Source organism: Salipiger sp. ABN3_019, from assembly GCF_056158605.1.
The window spans coordinates 425,993-448,445 of the sequence record NZ_JBSWTP010000010.1 but is presented as its reverse complement, the minus strand read 5'-3'; the positions used below and the strand labels follow the sequence as shown (position 1 = coordinate 448,445).

21 protein-coding genes are annotated in these 22,453 nt (G+C 64.1%); 17 read left to right on the top strand and 4 right to left on the bottom strand.

Annotation, left to right across the window (positions count from 1 at the left end; genetic code table 11):
- The first annotated feature begins 273 nt into the window (after positions 1 to 273).
- The 9 genes from ACXAD2_RS24115 (at position 274) to ACXAD2_RS24075 (ending at position 7,178) form a co-directional block, all read left to right on the top strand.
- Positions 274 to 705, top strand: coding sequence for a hypothetical protein (locus tag ACXAD2_RS24115; protein ID WP_475176142.1), 432 nt, complete (start codon positions 274 to 276; stop codon positions 703 to 705).
- Positions 702 to 1,076 carry a response regulator gene (locus tag ACXAD2_RS24110; RefSeq protein ID WP_164185027.1) on the top strand — a complete coding sequence of 125 codons (375 nt, stop codon included), beginning with the start codon at positions 702 to 704 and terminating at the stop codon, positions 1,074 to 1,076. Before ACXAD2_RS24115 ends, ACXAD2_RS24110 begins: the two co-directional genes overlap by 4 nt.
- A gap of 10 nt (positions 1,077 to 1,086) precedes the next feature.
- A complete protein-coding gene (locus tag ACXAD2_RS24105) occupies positions 1,087 to 3,222 on the top strand; it encodes a chemotaxis protein CheA (RefSeq protein WP_475176140.1) in 2,136 nt (711 codons plus the stop codon).
- Positions 3,215 to 3,682, top strand: coding sequence for a chemotaxis protein CheW (locus ACXAD2_RS24100; protein WP_066108833.1), 468 nt, complete (start codon positions 3,215 to 3,217; stop codon positions 3,680 to 3,682). The genes ACXAD2_RS24105 and ACXAD2_RS24100 overlap by 8 nt, the downstream gene beginning before the upstream one ends.
- Entirely contained in the window at positions 3,679 to 4,545 is an 867-nt protein-coding gene (locus tag ACXAD2_RS24095) for a CheR family methyltransferase (protein ID WP_475176138.1), read from the top strand. The genes ACXAD2_RS24100 and ACXAD2_RS24095 overlap by 4 nt, the downstream gene beginning before the upstream one ends.
- Before the next feature lie 9 nt (positions 4,546 to 4,554).
- Entirely contained in the window at positions 4,555 to 4,941 is a 387-nt protein-coding gene (locus ACXAD2_RS24090; RefSeq protein ID WP_475176136.1) for a response regulator, read from the top strand.
- A 2-nt stretch (positions 4,942 to 4,943) separates the two neighbouring features.
- On the top strand, positions 4,944 to 5,303 hold the full coding sequence (locus ACXAD2_RS24085; protein WP_475176134.1) for a chemotaxis protein: 360 nt from the start codon (positions 4,944 to 4,946) through the stop codon (positions 5,301 to 5,303).
- Positions 5,304 to 5,622: 319 nt separating this feature from the next.
- Complete coding sequence (locus tag ACXAD2_RS24080) at positions 5,623 to 6,657, top strand: CheB methylesterase domain-containing protein (RefSeq protein ID WP_475176132.1); 1,035 nt, start codon at positions 5,623 to 5,625, stop codon at positions 6,655 to 6,657.
- On the top strand, positions 6,654 to 7,178 hold the full coding sequence (locus tag ACXAD2_RS24075; protein ID WP_475176131.1) for a chemotaxis protein CheD: 525 nt from the start codon (positions 6,654 to 6,656) through the stop codon (positions 7,176 to 7,178). The genes ACXAD2_RS24080 and ACXAD2_RS24075 overlap by 4 nt, the downstream gene beginning before the upstream one ends.
- 114 nt (positions 7,179 to 7,292) lie before the next feature.
- Here ACXAD2_RS24075 and ACXAD2_RS24070 read toward each other — a convergent pair whose 3' ends face one another.
- From ACXAD2_RS24070 to ACXAD2_RS24055, 4 genes are all read right to left on the bottom strand, one after another.
- Positions 7,293 to 8,015, bottom strand: a complete 723-nt coding sequence (locus tag ACXAD2_RS24070; RefSeq protein ID WP_475176127.1) for a proteasome-type protease — start codon at positions 8,013 to 8,015, stop codon at positions 7,293 to 7,295.
- Between the two features lie 91 nt (positions 8,016 to 8,106).
- Complete coding sequence (locus ACXAD2_RS24065) at positions 8,107 to 8,940, bottom strand: transglutaminase family protein (protein ID WP_475176125.1); 834 nt, start codon at positions 8,938 to 8,940, stop codon at positions 8,107 to 8,109.
- Entirely contained in the window at positions 8,937 to 9,890 is a 954-nt protein-coding gene (locus tag ACXAD2_RS24060) for an alpha-E domain-containing protein (protein WP_066108812.1), read from the bottom strand. The genes ACXAD2_RS24065 and ACXAD2_RS24060 overlap by 4 nt, the downstream gene beginning before the upstream one ends.
- A 4-nt stretch (positions 9,891 to 9,894) precedes the next feature.
- Positions 9,895 to 11,319 (bottom strand): circularly permuted type 2 ATP-grasp protein, encoded by a 1,425-nt coding sequence (locus ACXAD2_RS24055; protein WP_475176121.1) that lies wholly within the window; start codon positions 11,317 to 11,319, stop codon positions 9,895 to 9,897.
- Positions 11,320 to 11,807: 488 nt separating this feature from the next.
- Here ACXAD2_RS24055 and urtA point away from each other — a divergent pair, with 488 nt between their 5' ends.
- The 8 genes from urtA (at position 11,808) to ACXAD2_RS24015 (ending at position 22,447) form a co-directional block, all read left to right on the top strand.
- The gene (urtA, locus tag ACXAD2_RS24050; RefSeq protein ID WP_475176118.1) at positions 11,808 to 13,097 is read left to right on the top strand and encodes an urea ABC transporter substrate-binding protein; all 1,290 of its coding nucleotides are present in this window, start codon (positions 11,808 to 11,810) and stop codon (positions 13,095 to 13,097) included.
- A gap of 89 nt (positions 13,098 to 13,186) precedes the next feature.
- Positions 13,187 to 15,145: an urea ABC transporter permease subunit UrtB gene (gene urtB, locus ACXAD2_RS24045; protein ID WP_475176114.1), complete on the top strand. Its 1,959-nt coding sequence runs from the start codon at positions 13,187 to 13,189 to the stop codon at positions 15,143 to 15,145.
- Between the two features lie 295 nt (positions 15,146 to 15,440).
- Complete coding sequence (gene urtC / locus ACXAD2_RS24040) at positions 15,441 to 16,676, top strand: urea ABC transporter permease subunit UrtC (protein WP_475176109.1); 1,236 nt, start codon at positions 15,441 to 15,443, stop codon at positions 16,674 to 16,676.
- On the top strand, positions 16,673 to 17,413 hold the full coding sequence (gene urtD / locus ACXAD2_RS24035) for an urea ABC transporter ATP-binding protein UrtD (RefSeq protein WP_475176103.1): 741 nt from the start codon (positions 16,673 to 16,675) through the stop codon (positions 17,411 to 17,413). Before urtC ends, urtD begins: the two co-directional genes overlap by 4 nt.
- Positions 17,414 to 17,492: 79 nt before the next feature.
- Entirely contained in the window at positions 17,493 to 18,188 is a 696-nt protein-coding gene (gene urtE / locus ACXAD2_RS24030; RefSeq protein ID WP_475176099.1) for an urea ABC transporter ATP-binding subunit UrtE, read from the top strand.
- Between the two features lie 255 nt (positions 18,189 to 18,443).
- Positions 18,444 to 19,793, top strand: coding sequence for an ABC transporter substrate-binding protein (locus tag ACXAD2_RS24025; protein ID WP_475176097.1), 1,350 nt, complete (start codon positions 18,444 to 18,446; stop codon positions 19,791 to 19,793).
- A 70-nt stretch (positions 19,794 to 19,863) separates the two neighbouring features.
- The gene (locus ACXAD2_RS24020) at positions 19,864 to 21,126 is read left to right on the top strand and encodes a carbohydrate ABC transporter permease (RefSeq protein ID WP_475176094.1); all 1,263 of its coding nucleotides are present in this window, start codon (positions 19,864 to 19,866) and stop codon (positions 21,124 to 21,126) included.
- 100 nt (positions 21,127 to 21,226) lie between these two features.
- Positions 21,227 to 22,447, top strand: coding sequence for a carbohydrate ABC transporter permease (locus tag ACXAD2_RS24015; RefSeq protein WP_475176092.1), 1,221 nt, complete (start codon positions 21,227 to 21,229; stop codon positions 22,445 to 22,447).
- The last annotated feature ends 6 nt before the right edge of the window (positions 22,448 to 22,453 follow it).

The window sequence follows — 22,453 nt, the reverse complement described above, 5'->3', positions numbered from 1 at the left end:
TTTGTGCGCTCCCAACCCGGCGGATGCAAGCACGGCCCCGCACAAAGCCGCTGAACCAGTTTCCCCGCGCGCCAGAACGCTTTGTTAAGACCCGGCCTGTAGTTCTCGATCCTGTTCAGGGGCCCGTGCGGGCACCGGCAGGCCGTGCATCGGGGCAGCCCCCCCTTGCCACGTTGCACGCGCGATACCGGCTCGCACGGGCCCTTAGGCAAAGCTTTGGTGATCAGGCTGTGGGCGGCCCAGGCGCTCCCGTGGGAAAGGACCGAATTCGCGATGACAGAGCTTCACAGCCACGTGCTCGACCCCGCGCGCAACCGCAATGGCGAGGACCCGCTTGTTCCCTTCCTGCTCGGCGCGCGCCATGCTCCGGTCTCGATCTCCGTCCGCGATGTCCTGCGGCTTGATGCGCACCGGCTGCAGATCCTGCTCGTGGCACAGAAGCAATGGGCGGCGGAAAACCTGCCCTTCTCACTGACCGAGATCACCGAATCCTTCCGCTCCGGGCTGGAGCGGCTCGGTCTCTCTCCTGGCCATTTCGATCCGCCCGGGCACCGCGCGGCGCCCGCCAGCGCCGAAACCGCCAGTTCCGCTTCTGCCAGTATTGGCCCCGCAAGTCCCGACCCCGCCAATTCCGAAACTACCACTTCCGAAACCACCGACACATCCACCATGGCCAGCCCGACCGGCAAGGAGGCAGAGCAATGACGACCAAGGTCCTTGCGATCGACGACTCCCGCACGATCCGCAACTTGCTGCGCGTCTCGCTCGAAGGCGCGGGCTTCGAATTTCATTCCGCCTGCGACGGCGTCGAAGGGGTCGAACAATTCTCCGAAGTCGAACCCGACGTGGTGATCACCGACATCAATATGCCCAATCTCGATGGGTTCGGGGTGATCGAAGAGCTGCGCAACGGTCCCAACCGCACCACCGTCCCGATCATCGTGCTGACCACCGAAAGCGGCGCCGATCTCAAGGCCCGGGCGCGCAGCGCAGGGGCGACCGGCTGGATCGTGAAACCTTTCGACGATGCGTCGCTGGTGTCGGTTCTGCGACGGCTCACCGGGCATATGGCGTAGGAGCTAGGCAATGTCGGGAAATTCGATCCGCGATACATTCTTCGAGGAATGCGAGGAACTGCTCGAGGCTCTGGTGGAGGGACTCTCCTCCATGGAGCAGGACCCGGACGACATGGATGTGGTCAACGCGGTCTTCCGCGCCGTGCATTCGATCAAGGGCGGCGCCGGAGCCTTCGCCCTCGACCGGTTGGTCAGCTTTGCGCACACCTTCGAGACGGTGATGGACAAGGTCCGCAGCCACGAGCTCAAGGTCACCGAAGAGCTGATGCATCTCTTCCACCGCTCTGGCGATCAGCTTGCCGATCTGGTCGAGGCGGCACGCGACGAGCGCGAGCCCAATGCCGAGTCCGAGGCCACGATCCTCAAGGAGTTGGACAGCTACCTCGGCGAGGCGGACAAGGATGACAGCTTCAGCTTCGACGCCGTGACCCTCGCGTTTGACGCAGCGCCGCTCGACCTCGCCGAGCCGTCCGAGGCGGTGCCCGACGCTGAGAACGAAGGCGGCTCCCTGCGCCGCTTCCGGATCCATTTCAAGCCAACGCCGGCGCTCTACGCCAATGGCCACGAACCATTGCTGCTGTTTGACGCGCTGGCCGAGCTTGGCGAGGTACAGGTCACGGCGGACCTCTCGGGCCTGCCCGAATTCGATGCCTTCGATCCCAATGGCGCGGTGATGTCCTGGACCATTCTGCTCGAAACCGCAGAGCCCGAGACCGTGCTGCACGAGATCTTCGAATTTGTGGAATCCCTATGCGATCTCGACATCCGCGAGACTGACGGCGAAATGCCCGACGCACCCACCCCCGCCCAGCCCAGCGCTCCGTCCGAGGCTGGCCCAGCAACTCCGCCCGCGCCGGATGCCCGCAGCATCCCCGCAGACGCCCCCGAAGCACGGCTGGCCGAGGCGCGTGGCGAGGCGCGCGGACCAAGGCCAACGCTGCGGGTCGATCTCGAACGCGTCGACCGGCTCATCAACACCGTGGGCGAGTTGATCATCAATCAAGCAATGATCTCGCAGCGCATCGAAGAACTGGAACTACCGGCGGTAGCGCATCTGACCAACGAGCTGGAAGCTTACAAGCTGCTGGCGCGCGACATTCAGGAAGGGGTGATGGCGATCCGAGCTCAGCCAGTGAAGCCGCTCTTTCAGCGCATGTCGCGCATCGTGCGCGAGGCCGCGGAGGCAACGGGCAAGAAAGCCCGGCTGGTGACCGTCGGCGATTCCACCGAAGTCGACAAGACGGTGATCGAAAGGCTCGCCGACCCGCTGACGCATATGGTGCGAAACGCCGTTGATCACGGGCTGGAAAAGGCCGAGCGCCGTGCTGAAGCTGGCAAAGAAGCGGTGGGCACCATCCGGCTCTCCGCATCGCACCGTTCGGGCAGCGTCTTCATAGAAATCGCCGACGACGGCGCCGGGCTCAATCGCGCCCGAATTCTCGAAAAAGCCATCGAGAAAGGGCTCATCGCGCCCGAGGCCGAATTGTCCGAGGCAGAGATCGACAACCTCCTCTTCCTGCCCGGCTTCTCCACCGCCAGCGAGGTTTCGAACCTCTCGGGGCGCGGCGTCGGAATGGATGTGGTGAAAAACGCGGTCGCCGCGCTCGGCGGACGGGTGTCAATCGCCTCCACGCCGGGTGCGGGCACGACATTTACCATCGTTCTTCCCCTCACGCTGGCCGTGATGGACGGCTTCGTGATCTCCGTCGCGGATCAGACGATGGTCATCCCAATCGCCTCGATCATCGAAACCATCCGCCCAAGCCAGCGCGACCTGCACGCCGTCGGAACCAAAGGCGTGGTGATCCTGGTGCGTGGCGCCTATGTGCCTGTGGTCGATGTGGCGTTTAACCTCGGCCTCGCAGCCTCGCGAAAGGCCGCGGGAGAAGGCGTACTCCTGCTTGTCAGCACTGAAAGCCAAGGCCTCACCGCACTGAGGGTCGAGGCCATCCACGACCAGCGGCAAGTCGTCATAAAGAGCCTTGAGAGCAACTACGCCGCGATCCCCGGCGTTTCGGCCGCGACGATCCTTGGCGATGGCAAGATCGCCCTGATCCTCGACCCAGAAGAAGTGGTCAAATTGCAGCCCGCCGCCCCCTATTTCCCCGCGATCACCCCCCCGAAACTGGAGCTTCGCCATGCTTGACGCCGACGAGGGACCGACCGAGACGCAGTTCGAATTCATCACATTTTCTGCTGGAAACCAGAGTTTCTGCCTCGAGATCATGCAAATCCGCGAGATCCGCCGCTGGACCCCGGTCACCAAGCTGCCGCACACTCCGGACGATGTGCTCGGCGTGATGAACCTGCGCGGCGCGGTCATCCCAATCTTTGACCTCTCCGCCCGCTTCGGGCTTGGCGAGACCCCGGACAATGAGCGCAATGTGGTCATCGTCGCGGCGGCGGGCGGCACGACGATCGGCCTGCTGGTGGAATCCGTCTCCGAGATCCTGTCGGTGGCAAAATCCTCGATACAGGAAACGCCGGACATGAAATCCGACGCCGCCAGACAAGCCATTCTCGGCGTGATTTCCGTCGGCGAAACCATGGTCCGTGTGGTCAATCTCGACGCGGTACTCGACCAAGACGGGGGGGCCGCCGCATGAACCTCGCCGCGGCTGCCGAAATGCCGGAGGAGTTCTCTTTCTCCGACGCGGATTTCGAAGCGCTGGCACGACTTGCGCGGGCGGAGTTTGGCCTCAGCCTCGCGGTCAGCAAAAAGCCATTGGTCTATTCTCGCCTCGCGCGGCGGCTGCGGGCACGCGGCTTGTCCTCTTTTCGCGAGTATATGGCTCTTGTCGACCGCGCAGATGAGGCCGATGAACGGCTCGAACTTGTCTCTGCTCTCACCACCAATGTGACCAGCTTTTTCCGCGAGAAACATCATTTCGACACGCTGCGCGACGTGCTGCTCCCGGAACTCGCCAAACAGAACCGCATCCGTATTTGGTCAGCTGGCTGTTCCTCGGGGCCCGAACCTTTCTCAATAGCTATGACGCTGCTGGACGGGCTCCAATCGCTCCCTGCAGATCTACGAATTCTGGCCACCGATATCGATCCAGCAATTTTGCGCCGCGCACGGCGCGGCAGTTACCTGCGCGAAGATTGCGCGGCGGTGCCCAGCTCCTTTCAGAGCCGTTGGTTGATACCCACGCCTGGCGAGCCCGAGCAGGTCGAGATCAGTCAGGACCTGAAGCGTTTGATCAGCTTTGCCGAACTCAATCTCATCTGCGACTGGCCGTTCAAAGGACCCTTCGATGCGATCTTCTGCCGAAACGTCGCAATCTACTTCGATCAGGACACTCAACAGCGCCTCTGGACCCGATTTGCCGCCATGCTGCGCGCGGGAGGGTTTCTGTTCATTGGCCACTCGGAACGGCTTTCCGGCCCTGCCACCAATGAGTTCGCGACCGCTGGAGTCACCACCTACCGCAAGCGCGCGCTGCCCGCACCGACGCAGCTGACTTAGGAGAACAAGATGAGTTTGAAGGATTTGCTGCGGATCATGGTGGTGGACGACATGGCCACAAGCCGCGGCCTCATCACCCAAGCCCTCGACGAGATTGGGATCAGCAATTACATCACCGAAAACGATGGCAGCAAGGCGCTTGCCCGGCTCGCAGCGAGCCCCGTGCACTTGGTGCTTTCCGATTTCAATATGCCCAATATGGATGGACTTGGCCTACTCAAAGCGGTGCGCCAGAACCGTGCGACCCAGAAGATTGGCTTCATTCTGGTGACCGGAAAACCGACACCCGACATGGTGACGCAGGCCAAACAGTTGGGGCTCAACAATATGATAAAGAAGCCTTTTACGTCCATCGCCATGAAGCAATGCATCGAAAGTGTGGTGGGGCGGCTCTGAAAATGACCAGCGTCAGCGTTCCCCTCACCGCCCATGAGGCGACATGGCTTCTGTCACGGGAAATACGTCGCCTGCAGCAACGGCTCGAGCGGCTCGAGCATGGGATGGAGCACCTCTATTCCGACAGTGCGGATGCGCGTCTCGGCTCCGTCGCGATCACCGCCTTTCAGGAACTGGACGTGCTCGCGCAATCGACCGAGGCTTTGGCGGGCTATGTCGAACGGCTTGCGCGCCAGTTGGACAGTGAAACGGCTCTCGATCTGCAGGACGCGCTCAGTCGCATTCCCCTGCGCGAACTTGCAGGGAGGCTTGGCGGCGCAAAGAACGAAGCACTGACGCCCAATGCTCCGGAAATGTTCTGATGCGCCTGCTCCATTCTGCACTCATCTGCACTCAGCCGCGAAGGCGCGTCACCCGAACCACTCTGGAATTTGCCGGACCCGGACAAGGTATCCGTGTGGAGAAAACTGGAAGCGACAGGGAAGGACCCAACCACGCCGCATACCCGCCCGGAACGCCGACGCCAGCAATGCAAATTGCGGACGAAGTTGGCCTGCGCGCGCGTTGGGATAGACGACAGGCGTCGCATGTATATCCCAGAGATACTTAGATAACGGCGGGTGCAACTGCGTGTGACCGGGCCAAACGACCCACCTTTCGAGGCCATGGAGGCCGCAATCGATGCCGAAGATATCCCTGATCGTCGCCCATACCGATTTGGCTCTACGCCGACAGATCTCGGCGGGACTGCGCGGCGCGGAGGCCATCGATGTGATCTCCGAGACCCACGATCTGATGACGACATACACCGCTGTGGAAGAGCGCGAGCCCATGGCGGTTCTGATCGGCGAGGGGCTCGCCATGCTGCCTGAGTTTGAGGTCATGCGCGCACTTTTCGCCACGCTCGACGTGCGCTGGCTGGTGATCAAGGCGCGCAGCGCGCCCCGCCCCGGTGCGCCCGCCAGCCCGTGGGACAAAAGGTCGGACCTTTTCGCCATCGACCCCGGCATTCCGCCCGACCAGTTGGTTGCCGAACTGCGCACGCTAACCCGCACCACGCGCCGACGTGGGGCCCCCGTGGCCCCGCCGCCCGTCGCTAGCGCAGGGCCGAAAGGCAATCGTTTTATCCTGCTTGGCGCCTCGACCGGCGGCGTCGACGCCTTGCTTACGGTGCTGTCGTCCTTTCCGCAGGACTGCCCGCCGACGTTTATCGTACAACACACCGGCGGCGGCTTTGGCGACAGCCTCACACGGCTTCTGGACAGGCAATGCGCCGCCGAGGTGCGCCCCGCGCGGGATGGCCAAAGGGTGGATCACGGGCAGGTGGTGATCGCGGCAGGCAGCCGCGCGCATTTGCATCTGGCAGGCGGCAAGCCGATGCGGATTGCGTTGCGCGCGGGCGAGCCGATCTCCGGCCACATGCCGTCGGTGGACGCGCTCTTTACCTCCGCCCTGCCCGGCGCGTCGCGGGCGGTGGCGGCATTGCTCACCGGCATGGGGCGCGACGGCGCTCAGGGGCTCAAGGCGCTGCGCGAGGCGGGTGCGACCACCATCGCCCAGGACGAGGCGAGCTGCATCGTTTACGGCATGCCCCGCGCCGCGCGCGAGTTGGGCGCGGCGCAATCGACCTTGCCCCTCCCCGAGATCGGCCCCGCGCTTCTGCGCGCCTGCGCGGCGGATGCCCCCAGCCACTGTGGAAGGAGATCCGCGCCATGACCGAGAGTGCCGAAAAGCTGGTGAATGTCATCCAAGGCGAGTACCGGATTTCCTCCGCCCCAACCGAGGTTCTGTCGACCGTTCTGGGATCCTGCGTCGCCGTCTGCCTCACTGACCCCGAGGCCAGAGTAGGCGGAATGAACCATTTCCTCCTACCGGAGCGGGCCGGGAAGGAAGGAGAGAACGTGCGCTACGGGGCGTATTCGATGGAACTTCTGATCAACGGGCTGCTGAAACGCGGGGCGCGCAAGACACGGCTCACCGCGAAGCTCTTTGGCGGGGCAAATATGCTGAGCCAATTGCGCGACATTGGCGCTTCGAACGTGCGCTTTGCCAAGGAGTTTCTGCAGAACGAGGCAATCCCTCTGGCCTCGGAAAGCACCGGGGGGACGTCGGCGCGGCGCATCCGCTTCTGGGCGACGGACGGGCGTGTCCGGCAGTTCATCGTGCCCGGCGAGATCGAGGCGGTCGCGCCGATCACGCCGCCCAAGCCACCGCAGACGGAGATCACCCTGTTCTGAGGACCGGCACATATGCAATCGCCCCAGCTCAAACCGGAACGCACGCACCTACTGGCACACAGCAGCCGGCACGCGGCAGCCCGCACGCACTTTGGCCCGCCGTATCGGCGAGGATCAGACCGCGTCGATTTCCTGAAAGGCGTTGCGCAGCGCCTCGGACCAGTCGTGGCTCATCTTCTGAAACGCCTCATCGGTGGGCTCGATCCGCCGCCGAAGGGTGACCGCCAGCGCGTCGCGCTCGATCACCGCAAAATCCAGCGGCATGCCCACGCTGAGGTTCGAGCGCAGCGTCGAATCCATCGACAGCAGCACCGCCTTCTCGGCGTCGGCGAGCGTGGTCTCGGAGGAGATCACACGGTCGAGGATCGGCTTGCCGTATTTATGCTCACCGATCTGCAGGAAGGGCGTGTCGGGCGTCGCTTCGATGAAATTGCCCTCGGGATAGACGAGGAACATGCGCATCGGCCCCCCCCTGCGCTGGCCCGCCACAATCATCGAGGCGGTGGCGTTCTGATTCATCCGCTCCATCTTGCCCGACACCTCGGAGGTCACGTCAGACAGGGTGGCACCGACAATCTCGGCCACCTGCAGCATGCCGCTGGCGCGCAGGATGGCGCGATCCGAGTCGGGATCGTCATTGGCCTCGTTCAGGCGCGCGATGACGGTCTGGGTGATCGACAGCGACCCAGCGGTCATGATCCCGATCGCCCGCTCGCCGGGAGCCTCGAACAGGAACATTTTGCGGTAGGTCGCGATATTGTCGAGCCCCGCATTGGTGCGCGTGTCGGACAGCAGGACAACGCCCGCATCCAGCAGCAATCCGACGCAATATGTCATCTGTCCCTGAGTCCCTTGAAGGCTAGCAGCGCACTGATATAGCCGCCCTACCTTAGCGTCGCAATCCTGAACGAACGGATAGGTCGCGCGCTTATTGCTGCTGCTGTTGCTGGCCCGCGGTCACCACGACCTCGACCTCCAGCTCCTCCTCGGGCGTGCCGCCCTGCACCAGCCCGCGGATCGGCGCGGCGTCGAGCGCGTCATAGCCCGAGCCGAGCCGCACGTAGCGGTCATCGGGGCAGCATTCATTGGCGGCGTCGAAGCCGACCCAGCCCAGTTCGGGCACCCGAATCTCGGCCCAGGCGTGGCTGGCCTCATGCGGGCTGCCATCCTCGTTCGCCTGCAGATAGCCGGTCACATAGCGCGCGGGCATATCCGCCGCATGCGCCACCGAGATCAGCGCATGGGCGTGGTCCTGACACACGCCGACGCCCCCGGCCAGCGCCTCGGCGGCGGTGGTGTGCGGCTGCGTCTCGCCCGGTTTATAGGCAATGGCGCCCGAGACGGCGCGGCTCAGCGCATGGGCACGGTCGAGCGCGCTTGCGCCCTCCATCCCTTTCAGCGCCACGGCAGAGAGCATCTTCAGCTCGGCATCGGCTTCGACCTGGCGCGTCGGGCGCAGATAGGCCGAAGGCGGCACCCGCTCACGATGATCGCGCAGAACGCCGAACAGATCGGTCGTCTCGACCTCGCCCAGCACTTCGACGGTCAGTTCGGTCAGCGGGCCACGCCATGTGGCAAGGCGGATCATGTCACCGCCGCCATCGACGAATTCCGCGCCGGTCTGCGCGCCTTCGGAGGTGACCTCCCATGTCAGGATGCGCTGGCCCGCGCTCGACGCAGGCCAGAGTTTTTGCGACTGCACGATGCCGCGCACCGGCTGATCAAAGCGGTAACGGGTGATATGGCGGACGGAAAGTCTCATGCCGGCATCCCACTCAGGTAGACATTGTGCACGGTGGTCGCGACCTCGGCGTTGCGGGTCATGAACCGGGCAAGGAACTCGTGCAGCCCCTCTTCAAAGATATCGTCCACCGTCGCATTGCGCAAATCGTCCAGCAGCTTATGCGCCACCTCCTGCGCCTCCGTGCCGTTTTGGTAGTTCTCGGCCAGGTCGTCGAGATGCTCGCAATACCATTGCACGCAGGCCCGCAGCGAGCGCGGGAAGCGCCGGTTGAGGATCAGCAGATGCGCGATCTTGGCGGCGGTGATCTCGCCCTGATAACTCCAGTTGAAGGCGCGCTGCGCGGTCATCGACTGCAGCAGCAGCGCCCATTGGCTCTGGTCGAGCCCCGAGCCGACGTAATTCACCGAAGGCAGCAGCACGTAGTATTTCACGTCGATCAGCCGGGCCGTGTTGTCGGCCCGCTCGATGGTCGTGCCGATGCCCATGAAGTCGTAACCGTCGTTGCGCAGCTGCGTCGACATGAAGGCGCCGCGGATCAACTGGCAGGCGCGCAGCGTCCATTCGCAAAGATCGGTGACCATCAGCTTGCTGCGCTCGGTGCGCTGAAGCTGTCTGAGTTCCTGAAACGACGAGTTGATCGCATCCCACGCGGGCGCGGTCAGCGCGGTGCGCACGACACGGGCATTCTCGCGCGCCGCGGCGAGGCAGGAGAACACCGAACTGGGGTTGTCGGCATCGAAGAACAGAAAGGTCTCGATATTGCGCTGGTTGGTGTCCTTGTACTTCTCGATGAAGGGCTCGAGTGCGCCCTTGGCCAGAAGCACGGCCTCCCAGTCGTTGCGATAGCCGCCGGTGGCGTTGGGCAGCAGCGCGTTGCGCGCCCCAACCTCCAGCAGGCGGGCGGTGGTTTCGGCGCGCTCGATGTAGCGCGCCATCCAGTAAAGGTGATCTGCAGTCCGGCTCAGCATGTCGTCACTCCGCCAATACCCAGGTGTCCTTGACCCCGCCGCCCTGCGACGAGTTCACCACGAGCGAGCCTTCGGTCAGCGCCACGCGGGTCAGGCCGCCGGGCACCAGCTCGATGTTCTCGCCGACAAGGCAATAGGGGCGCAGGTCGACGTGACGCGGCGCGATCCCCTCTTCGACGAACGTGGGACAGGCCGAGAGCGCCAGCGTCGGCTGGGCGATGTAATTCTCGGGGTTCTTGCGGATCTTCGCGGCAAAGGACTCGATGGTCGATTTGTCGGATTTCGGCCCGACAAGCATGCCGTAGCCGCCCGAGCCGTGCACTTCCTTGACCACAAGCTCCGACAGGTTCTCGAGCACGTATTTGCAGTCATCGGCCTTGGCGCATTGCCATGTGGGCACGTTCTCGAGGATCGGTTCCTCGCCGAGATAAAAGCGGATCATCTCGGGCACATAGGTGTAGATCGCCTTGTCGTCGGCCACGCCCGCGCCGGGAGCCGAGCAGATGGTCACGCCGCCCGAGCGGTAGACGCTCATCAGGCCCGGCACGCCCAGCATGGAATCGGGCTTGAAGCACAGCGGGTCGATGAAGGCGTCGTCGATCCGGCGATAGATCACATCGACCTTCTTGGGGCCCTCGGTGGTCTTCATCCAGACGAAATCGCCCTCGACAAACAGGTCCTGCCCTTCGACCAGTTCCACGCCCATCAGGTCGGCAAGGAAGCTGTGCTCGTAATAGGCCGAGTTGAACTGCCCCGGTGTGAGGATCACCACATTCGGCTCGCCTTGGCATTTCTGCGGGGCGACCGAAGCCAGCGTCTTTTTCAGCAGGCCGGCATAGCCATCGACCGGACGGATGCGGCTTTCCATGAACAGCTGCGGGAACATGCGCATCATGATCTCGCGGTTCTGCAGCATGTAGCTCACGCCCGAGGGCGTCCGGCAGTTGTCTTCCAGAACGTAGAACTGATCGGGTCCGGTGCGCACCAGATCGACGCCGACAATATGGCTGAACACGCCGCGCGGCGGACGGAAGCCGATGGCCGCCTTCTCGAAGGCTTCGTTGTTGGTGACCAGATGTTCGGGGATACGGCCCGCGCGGATGATCTCGCGCCGGTCGTAGACGTCGGCCAGAAAGGCGTTCAGCGCCGCGGCCCGCTGCCGCACGCCGTGATCGAGTTTGCGCCACTCCAGCGCGGTCAGCACACGCGGGAACATGTCGAACGGGATCAGCCGCTCGGGGTCCCCACCTTCGCCATAAACGGCAAAGGTGATCCCGACCCGCCTGAACAGCGCCTCGGCCTCGCTTTGTTTGAGGCTGCGCAGTTCGGCCGGCATGGACCGATACCATTTCTCCAGATTCTGATAGGACGGGCGAACATCGTCGCCGCTCAACATCTCATTGAAAATCGCTGGCTTCGTGGCGCTCATAATAATCCCTTCGCTCTGAGGCTCACGTTCCATGTTTCGCGACCGGAGGAAAAGCCCCTCATGTCGAAAAACGATCTTGGCGCCGATTTGGTTGCCCAAAAAAAGAGCGATTTCGCCATGTCGAATCCGATCTTGTGAGTATTCACCTCAGTTTAGCCGGAGTTTGCCGGAAAATGCCGCTGAATGCGCATTCATTTTGCACAAAAATTAGACGCCCGCGCATTTCGCCGCACTGAAATTAATCACGGCCCCGTGAGCCGCTGCGCCTCATCCGAAACAAAGTGGCGCGCTGCGCGGCCTTAGGTATCCGAAGGGGGCGCCGCAAAACGGCGCATCAGCAACGGGGAGCCGCGGCGGTCAAAGTCCGGAACAGGGCAGCCGCCAGCGGCACAACGATAATCGAAGCGGAGGAGGACCCGCCCAGATCACCGGCCACAAGAGCCGTTCCGTGCGGGGCCCGAAGAGACCGCTCTCTAGGGATGTAGAACATGATCAAAGCAATGAAATTTTCCAGCGTGGCAGCTCTTGCCATGATCTCGGCCGGTGCGGTTTCGGCGCAGGACGCCAACTGCCCGATCAAAGTGGGTGTGCTGCACTCGCTCTCCGGCACCATGGCGATTTCGGAAACCACGCTGAAAGACACCATGCTGATGCTGATCGACAAGCAGAACAAGGCCGGCGGCCTGCTGGGCTGCGAGCTTGAAGCCGTGGTGAAAGACCCCGCCTCCGATTGGCCGCTGTTTGCCGAAAAGGCGCGCGAGCTGATCTCCAACGACGAGGTCGACGTGATCTTCGGCTCCTGGACCTCCGCCTCGCGCAAGGCCGTGCTGCCGGTGATCGAAGAGCTCAACGCGCTCTACTTCTACCCCGTTCAGTATGAAGGCGAGGAAAGCTCGAAAAACGTCTTCTACACCGGCGCCGCCCCGAACCAGCAGGCGATCCCGGCCACCGATTACTTCCTCGACGAGCTTGGCGTCGAGAAGTTCGCCCTTCTGGGCACCGACTATGTCTATCCGCGCACCACGAACCGCATCCTCGAGGCTTACCTCAAGGATAAGGGCATCGCCGAGGAAGACATCTTCATCAACTACACTCCCTTCGGCCACTCCGACTGGTCGACCATCGTGTCCGACGTGGTCGCGCTCGGCGCCGACGGCAAGCAGGTCGGCGTGATCTCGACGATCAACGGCGACGCCAACATCGGCTTCTACAAGGAACTGGCGGCGCAGGGCGTCTCGGCGGACGACATCCCCGTGGTGGCCTTCTCGGTCGGTGAAGAAGAGCTCTCGGGTCTCGACACCTCGAACCTCGTCGGCCACCTCGCCGCGTGGAACTACTTCATGACCGCCGAAACCGACGCCAACGCCGAGTTCATCGACGAGTGGCACGCCTTCATCGGCGACGATGCCCGCGTGACCAACGACCCGATGGAAGCCCATTACATCGGCTTCAACATGTGGGTGAACGCGGTCGAAGCGGCGGAAACCACCGATGTCGACGCCGTGCGCGAGGCGATGTGGGGCCAAGAGTACCCGAACCTGACCGGCGGCACCGCCGTGATGGGCGTGAACCACCACCTGTCGAAGCCGGTGCTGATCGGCGAGATCCGCGCCGACGGTCAGTTCGACATCATCTCGGAAACCGATCCGGTTCCGGGCGACGCATGGACCGACTACCTGCCCGACTCGGCGGTTCTGAAGTCCGATTGGAAAGATCTCGAGTGCGGTATGTACAACACCGAGACCGAAACCTGCGTGCAGATCCAGTCGAACTACTGATCTGAACTCCTCCCCGCGGGCGCGCCTCACTCTGCGCGCCCGCGCCTTCACGTTCCGACTATTTCCGTAGCTTTATCCGGGGGCCGTCCATGCCGCGCGCGCTTCTGCCTGCCCTTGCGCTCCTGCTTTGCCTGATCACCGCGCCGCTCGCGGCACTGGCGCAGCAGACGGGCCTCACGGCAATCCTGCAGCAATATTCCGACGAGGTGGCCAAGCCCGGTCGTCAGACCGTCGGCGATCTCATCGGCGCGCTCGTCGACTCCGGCGATCCGGGCGTTCCGGCCTTCCTGCAGGCCTGGGCCGACCGCGAAGTCTATCAGCACGAAAGCGACGGGCAGTTCTACTATGCCAAGAAGGACGGCGACGGCTTCGCGCTGACCGATGTGGCGACCGGCGAAAGCGCTGGCACCGCCCCTAGCGGCGATATGGATCAGATCCGCCCCAATGGTGGCGTGCGCCGGGTCATCGCCAGCGCTCTGGTGCAGTTCCAACTGTCGGACCCCGAGATCTCGAACCGCATCGCCGCGCTCAACTCCATCGCCCGCAGTCCTTCCGCCGATCAGATCGAGCCGCTGCGCGCCTCCATCGAGACCGAAGAAGACCCCGGAGTGCTGGCCCGCAAGAAGCGTCTCGACGGCATGCTCACCGCAAGTTTCGGCGCCACGCCCGAGGCCCGCATCGCCGCGATCGAGGCGCTGTCTTCCGAGCTGAGCGTCGACGTGCGCGCGGTGCTCAATCAGATCCTCACCACCCGCTCCGGCGTCGCCGAGAGCCTGCCCGAAGGGGCCAATATCGCCCGCGAGCTGACCCCCGGAGAGGATCTGACCGAGGCCGAGGCCTATGCCCGCCTCGTGAGCGCCGATCTGGCGCGGCCGGTGCAGAGCCGCGAGCAGATCAAAGCCGCGCTCACCGCCAATATCGACGGCGGTGCCGTCGCGGGTGTGCCGGTGGGCCAGCTTGGCACAGAGGCCGGGCGCGAGCGCGCCTATGCCGCGCTGGCCGAGGCCGGCACCGTGCCGCCCCGCGTCACCGAAGAGGACCGCGAGACCGCCCTCGCCTCCCACGTCTTCTATGAGGAATACACCGAAGAAGATCCGACCATCACCGCCGCCGCCGAGGACGCGCTGAAAAGCGTGCGCACCCGCGTCGGCATGTGGCAGGCGCTGGACTTTGGCCTCAACTCGCTGTCGCTCGCCTCGATCTACTTCCTCGCCGCCATCGGCCTTGCCATCACCTTCGGCGTGATGGGGGTGATCAACATGGCCCATGGCGAGTTCATCATGATGGGCGCCTACACCGGCTACGTGGTGCAGCAGATCATCCCCGATTACACGCTGTCGCTGATCGTCGCGCTGCCGCTGGCCTTCGTGATCACCTTCGCCGCGGGCGTGGCGATGGAGCGGCTGGTGATCCGCTGGCTCTATCACCGCCCGCTCGAGACGCTGCTCGCCACCTTCGGCATCTCCATCGCACTGCAGCAGCTCGCCAAGAACATCTTCGGCACGCAGGCCCGCCCGCTCACCTCGCCGCATTGGCTCGACGGGGCGTGGATCATCAACGACGTCGCCGGCATCGCCAATATCCGCATCGCGATCTTCGTGCTGGCGCTGGTGTTCCTGTGCCTGATCCTGTTCATCCTGAACAAGACCCGCATCGGCCTCGAGGTCCGCGCGGTCACTCAGAACCCCGGCATGGCGGCCTCGATGGGCATCAACCCCGACAAGATCAACATGCTGACCTTCGGCCTCGGCTCTGGCATCGCGGGGATCGCGGGCATCGCCATCGGCCTTTATGCGCAGGTCACCTCGGAGATGGGCGCCAACTACATCGTGCAGAGCTTCATGACCGTGGTCGTGGGCGGTGTCGGCAACGTCTGGGGCACGCTCGCGGGCGCCGCGCTGATCGGCATCCTGCAAAAGGGCATCGAATGGATGAACCCCAGCAACACGCTGGCGGCGCAGACCTATATGATCCTCTTCATCATCCTCTTCATCCAGTTCCGGCCAAAGGGCATCGTCGCCCTCAAGGGCCGCGCGGCGGGAGATTGATCATGGACACATCCTACATCTGTCTCACCTCTGGCCAGCGCCGGGCCGCCTCTGGCGGGAGTATTTGCGGAAAGATGAAAGCCCGCATGCGCCCTGCTCTTCCTCTTGGTGAAAATATCCCGGGGGAGAGCCGCGCAGCAGCCCGGGGGCGGAGCCCCCAAACGGGGGACGGTGGGCAGAGCCCCCAAATTAGGAACGGTGAGCAGAGCTCCCAAATCAGGAACGGTGGGCGGAGCCCCCAACTGGGGAACGGCTGGCAGAGCCTCCTCTCCCTCGCGACCAAGGGAGCCTTCGCATGACCAGCTTCTTCGCGCAGAACAAATCCGTCGCATGGTTCCTGCTGGCCCTCGCGCTGTTCGTTGTGCTGGTGACCGTGCTGGCACCTGCGACCGGCACCGGGTTCCTGTCGACCTCCTTCGTCAAGACGCTGGGCAAAACGCTGTGCCTGATGCTCGTCGCCGTGGCGATGGATGTGGTCTGGGGCTACACCGGCATCCTCAGCCTTGGGCACATGGCATTCTTCGGGCTCGGCGGTTACATGATCGGCATGTGGCTGATGTACGCCCGGACCGAGCTGATCATCGCCGAAAGCCTGCGCGCCGCGCCGGTCCCGCCCACCCCCGAAGAGATCCACGACGCCATCGGCCAGCAGATTTTCGGCGTGGTGGGCAGCGCCGATTTCCCGTGGCTCTGGGGCTTTGCCCATAGTCTGACGCTGCAGCTGCTGCTCGTGGTGCTGGTGCCGGGCGTGCTGGCGCTGGTCTTTGGCTGGCTGGCGTTCCGCAGCCGGGTCACCGGGGTTTACCTGTCGATCCTGACGCAGGCGATGACGCTGGCGCTGTCGCTTTATCTCTTCCAGAACGAGGCCGGGCTGCGCGGCAACAACGGGCTGTCGGGCCTGCAGAACCTGCCGGGGCTCGACGCGGTGCCGCAGGCGACCATCTCGATCTGGTTCTTCTGGGCCTCGGCGGCGGCGCTCGGCCTTGGCTATCTGCTCTTTGCCTGGGTGGTCTCGGGCAAGATGGGTTCGGTGATCCGCGGCATCCGCGACAATGAGAACCGGGTGCGCTTCCTCGGCTACCATGTGGAGAGCTACAAGCTCTTCATCTTCACGCTGACCGGCATCGTTTCGGGCCTTGCGGGCGCGCTCTACTATCCGCAGGCGGGCATCATCAACCCCGCCGAGATCGCCCCCATCGCCTCGATCTACCTCGCGGTCTGGGTCGCCATCGGCGGGCGCGGGCGGCTCTACGGCGCGGCGCTTGGCGCGGCGGTGGTGTCACTGCTGTCGAGCTGGTTCACCGGCGGCGGCGCGCCCAACATCAATCTTGGCTTCTACACGATCAACTGGACCGACTGGTGGCTGGTGCTGTTGGGGCTCAGCTTCGTGGCGGTCACGCTGCTGGCGCCCAAGGGCATCGGCGGGCTGTTCGACCTGTTCACCCGCCGCCATCCGGTGCCCGAGCGGGTTGGCGACTTCGGCCCCGACATGGGCGCGCACCGCACCGTCGAGGGGGAGGAAGAGAAATGAAGACCCTGCTCGAGATGTCCGGCGTCTCCGTCAGCTTCGATGGCTTCAAGGCGATCAACAACCTCAGCTTCCGCATCGGTGAGCCGGAACTGCGCGCCATCATCGGCCCCAATGGCGCCGGCAAGACCACCTTCATGGACATCATCACCGGCAAGACGCGCCCCGACGAGGGCCGCGTGCTCTGGGGCGAGAAATCCGTGTCGCTGCTGAAGATGAGCGAAAGCCAGATCGCCCGCTCGGGCGTGGGGCGCAAGTTCCAGAAGCCGACAGTGTTCGAGGCGCAGACCGTGCGCGAGAACCTCGCCATGGCGCTCAAAAACAAGCGCGGGCCCTTCGATGTGCTGTTCTACAGCAAGACCAAAGCCGGGTCGGAGCGGATCGAGAGCATCGCCGAGGAGATCGGCCTCACCGACCAGCTTGGCAGGGTCTCGGGCGAGCTTAGCCACGGACAGAAGCAATGGCTCGAGATCGGCATGCTGCTGGCGCAGGACCCGCGTCTGCTGCTGGTCGACGAGCCCGCGGCGGGGATGACCCCCGCCGAGCGCGAGCACACCACCGACCTGCTGCGCCGCGCCGCGCAGAAACACGCTGTGGTGGTGGTCGAGCACGACATGGAATTCGTGCGGCGGCTCGATTGCAAGGTGACGGTGCTGTGCGAGGGCTCGGTGCTGGCCGAGGGCTCGCTGGACCATGTGACCGCCAATCAGGACGTCATCGACGTCTATCTGGGACGATGAAGACACACGCGGACCTGCGACGTCCTTCGAAGGACGTTGCAAATCTCTTCGAAGAGATTTGCGGATGGAGTGAGATGCCATGCTGAAAGTCGACAACCTCACCCTGCATTACGGGCAGAGCCAGATCCTCCACGGCATTAGCCTCGCGGCAGAGCCGGGCAAGGTCACCGCGGTGATGGGCACCAATGGCGTGGGCAAAACCTCGCTGCTGAAGGCCATCGCCGGGCGCCACCCCTACTCGAGCGGCGCGATCAGCCTCGACGGCAAGCCGCTCGATCACCTCAACGCCTATCAGGCGGCGCGCGCGGGCATCGCCTATGTGCCGCAGGGGCGCGAGATCTTCCCGCTGATGACCGTGCAGGAGAACCTCGAGTCGGGCTTTGCCTGTCTCGACCGCTCCGAGCGCGGCGTGCCGGCGCATATCTTCGAGCTGTTCCCGATCCTCAAGGACTTCCTGCAGCGGCGCGGCGGCGATCTGTCGGGCGGCCAGCAGCAGCAGCTCGCCATCGCCCGCGCGCTGATCACCCGGCCCCGCGTGCTGCTTCTAGACGAGCCGACCGAGGGCATCCAGCCCAATATCATCCAGCAGATCGGCCGCGTCATCGCGCAGCTGCGCGATCAGGGCGACATGGCGGTGGTTCTGGTCGAGCAGTATTTCGATTTCACCTGGGGGCTGGCCGACAGTTTCTATGCGGTCACCCGGGGCGAAGTGTCGCTCTCTGGACAGTCCGGCGAGATCGATCGCGAGGCATTGCTCGAAAAAGTCTCTATCTGACCCCAAAACCTCCTAAGTTGCTGCGTTGCGGCGTCTTTTTTCCTTGCCTAAAGCGCTTTGAGCGCCAAGTCTCCGGGCAGGAGATTGTTGACATGCATACGTTGGTGAAGGGGTTTTTGAGGGAGGAGCATCTGCTGCGCCGCGGCGTGATCGCGCGCGAACGGCTCTCCCACAGATTGCAAACCACGCGCCCGGCTCACTTTTTCGGGCCGCCCCTTCTGCCCGCGGGATAAAAACCGACAACAGGAGGACACCATGACATCCATCAAACGCCGGATTCTCGGCGGCACCGCTTTGGCGATGGTGCTGACCGCCGGAATGGCACAGGCCGACACGATCCGGTTCTGGACCATCGAAGAACAGCCCGAGCGCCTTGCCAAGCAGGAGGCCATGGCGAAGGCCTTCACCGAAGAGACCGGCCATGAGGTCGAGGTCATCCCGGTCACCGAAAGCGAGATGGGCACCCGCGCCACCGCCGCCTATGCCGCCGGAGACATGCCCGATGTGATCTACCACCCGCTGTCCTACGCCCTGCCCTGGGCCGAGGCGGGCATTCTCGATCCCGACGCCGCCACCGACATCATCGAGGACCTGGGCGGTGCCACTTTCGCCCCCGGCGCGCTGCAGATGGCCGAGTTCGACGGCGGTTTCGCCTCGGTTCCCGCCGATGGCTGGACGCAGATGATCATCTACCGCAAGGACCTCTTTGAAGAGGCCGGGCTCGAGCCGCCGACCAGCTATGCCGCGGTGGAAGCGGCGATCGAAAAGCTGCACAACCCGCCCGAGATGTACGGTTTCGTCGCTGCCACGAAGGTCGACGAAGCCTTCATGAGCCAGGTGCTGGAACATGTCTTCCTTGCCAATGGCGTCTCTCCGGTGGGCTCCGACGGCTTTGCCGAGCTTGATGAAGCGGCAACCACCGAAGTTCTGGATTTCTACAAGGCGATCGCCAAGGCCTCGCCGCCGGGGGATCTCTACTGGGATCAGGCCCGCACGATCTATTTCTCGGGCAACACCGCGATGACCATCTGGTCGCCCTTCATCCTCGACGAGCTTGCGGGCCTGCGCGACAGCGCGCCGCCGACGATCACCGATGATCCGACCTCGGCGGAGCTTGCTGGCAAGACCGGCATCGTCACCAACTTCTCGGGCCCCTCGAACCCCGATGGCGCCGCCTTTGCCGAGCTGAACTTCCTTGGCGTGACCGGCGATGCCAACACCGATGTCGCCGAGGAATTCGTCAAATTCTCGATGGACGCGGGCTATCTCGACACGCTGGCCATCGCGCCCGAGGGCAAATTCCCCGTCCGCCGCGGCACCGACGACGACCCCGAGATGTTCGTCACCGAATGGTCCAAACTGCCCGTCGGCGTCGACCGTCAGGCCTCGCTTGTCGATCTCTACGGTGAAGAGACCGTGGACGAGCTTGTTGCCGGCCTCGACGTGGCGCAGCGCTGGGGGGCCGATGTGGGCCAGATGGCGCTGGCCTCGAAGATGGTCAACAGCCAAGCGGCGAACCGCGTGGTCCGCGCCTATATCGACGATGAGATCGACGCCGCCGAGGCGGTCAGCCAGCTCAACGACGAGCTGAGCGCGATCCAGTAAACATCCCACATGGCGGGGCGCCCTTCCGGCGCCCCGCTTCCTTTTCCGACGTGCAAGACCGGAGGGTGCCATGACGGAACCCGTTCCACCTGACATGGCCCGCCCGCCCAAGGGCATGGGTCCCCTCGCCCGCCGCGAGGCGCGGCTGGCCTGGGGCCTGCTGTTCCCGACGCTCGCCGCCGTGGCGCTGGTGGTGATCCTGCCGCTGCTTGCGGTGTTCTGGATCGCCTTCAAACCCATCGGCCTCGCCGAGCTGCGCCCGCCCGCGCCGGTGGTGCGCGAGGACATCCGCGGCGATCTCGACGAGGGCGATCCGGACGCTTACCTGCGCTACCGGCTGCGCAACTCCTCGCAGGATCAGGCAATCACCGGCGTCACGCTGACCGACACATGGCCCGACGGTCTGAGTGCCACCGAGATGGACCCGCGCTGCACACTCGAGGGCAGCACGCTGACCTGCGATCTTGGCGACTGGGAGGGCGGCTTTCGCGACCAGATCCGCATTCCCGTCGCCGCCGAGCCATCCTATTTCGACGGCCCCGATGTCGAAGCAAGCGAGCCCGTAATCACCGGCCGCGCGAACAACGTGCTGACCTCCTTCTCCAGCTTCACGCTGGAAAACTTCGCCCGCATCTTCCAAGGCTCGGAGTTCTGGTCGGTGCTTGGCGTCACGCTTTTCTACACCGTCTTCGGCACCGCGGGCGCGCTGATCCTCGGGCTTTTCGCGGCGATGTTGCTCGACAAGAGCTTTCGCGGACAGGGCATCCTGCGCGGGCTCTACCTCTTTCCCTATGTCGCCCCGGTGATCGCCGTGGCTTTCGCGTGGATCCTGCTGTTCGATCCCTACTCGGGCTCGGCCAATGCGCTTTTGATGCAGATGGGGGTGACCTCGCAGGCGATCAACTTCTTCGGCGAGCGGCCCTTGGCGCTGATCATGGTGACGCTCTTTGAGATCTGGCGCTACTTCCCGCTGTCGTTCCTCTTCATCCTCGCGCGGATGCAGTCGATCGACACCGACATGTATGAGGCCGCCGATATGGATGGCGCCTCGCCCTTCCAGAAGTTCCGCTACCTGTCGCTGCCGCAGCTCCTGGGCATCCTGTCGGTGCTGTTCCTGCTGCGCTTCATCTGGACCTTCAACAAGTTCGACGACATCTTCCTGCTGACCGGCGGCAACGCCGGAACCCGGGTGCTGACGGTCAACGTCTACGAGCAGGCCTTCGCCCTGTCGAACATCGGCGCGGGCGCGGCGGTGGCGGTGGTGATCTTCCTGTCGCTGATCCTCTTCTCGCTGTTCTTCTTCCGCGTGATGAGCCGGGAGGAAGGGCTGTGATGTCTGCATTCGCATTAATTCCGCGTGTGAACAGCGCCGGACCGGGGGCCAGCCCCCGGACCCCCGGGATATTTTTCTCTAGACGAAGCAGGGGGACGCCATGAAAGCGATGCGCTTTGGATATGTCACCGGGCCCGTGCTGGGAGCGCTCTGGTGCTTCGTCATCGCCACCACCGTGGCGGTCGCCATGAGCTTTGCCACCGGCGCCGGGTTCCGCCCGGTCTGGCTTTCGCTGCCGCTGGGGGCGCTGATGGGGCTGGCCTGTCTGCGCTGGGGCGGCGTGGCGCGGCCCGTGCTGCCCGTAGCGCTCGGCGCAGCGATGCTGGCGCTGGCGGCGCTGACCGGGCTGGCGCCGCTCGCCATCGCGCCAGAGGCCTCGACCGCGGCGCGTTGGACCGGGCTCTTGGCGGCGGTTCTGTTTACCGCGCTGGGGCTGTGGAAGATCCTCGACAAGACCCCCGAGGGCGCGCTCACCCGCCATGTCTTCGAGGCGGCGGTGATCCGCTTCCTTACCGGCTTTGGCTATATCTTCTTCACCGCGATCGTGCTCATCCCGTTCTACGTGATGGTGATGACCTCGCTGAAGAACCAAGCCGCGCTGGTGCAGAACCCGCTCGATTTCTCACTCGACCTGAGCCAGGGCTGGGGCCTCTTCCGGTCTTACGTCGAACTGATGCGGGACTATAATTTCGGCTCGTATCTCTGGACGTCTTTCTACGTCTCGGTGCTGACCGTGCTGATCACGCTCGCCTTCGCCATCCCCGGTGCCTATGCCGTAGCGCGGCTGCGCTTCCGCGGGCAAAAGCTGTTCTCGCGCTCGATCCTGCTGATCTACATGGTGCCGATGATCGTGCTGGCGCTGCCGATCTACATCGCCTTTTCGATGACCGGCCTGCGCAACACCATCTTTGGCATCGTGCTGATCTACCCGGTCACCACCATCCCCGTGGCGCTTTACATGCTGCAGGGCTACTTCCGCGGCCTGCCCTCGGAGGTCGAGGAGGCCGGGCTGATGGACGGGCTGTCGCGGCTCAAGGTGATCTGGAAGATCACCCTGCCGCTGTCGCTGCCGGCGCTGGCCTCGGTCTCGCTCTATGTCTTCATGATCGCATGGAACGAGTTCCTGCTGGCCTTCATGCTGCTCGATGACCCGAACAAATTCACCCTGACCCGCGGCATCGCCTCGCTGAACTCTTCCGAGGTGCCGCGCCAACACCTGATGGCGGGCTCGGTGATCGCCACCGTACCGATCATGGTGCTGTTCCTCGGGCTCGAACGCTTCATGACCAAGGGGCTCACCGCCGGGTCGGTGAAAGGATGATCGCGC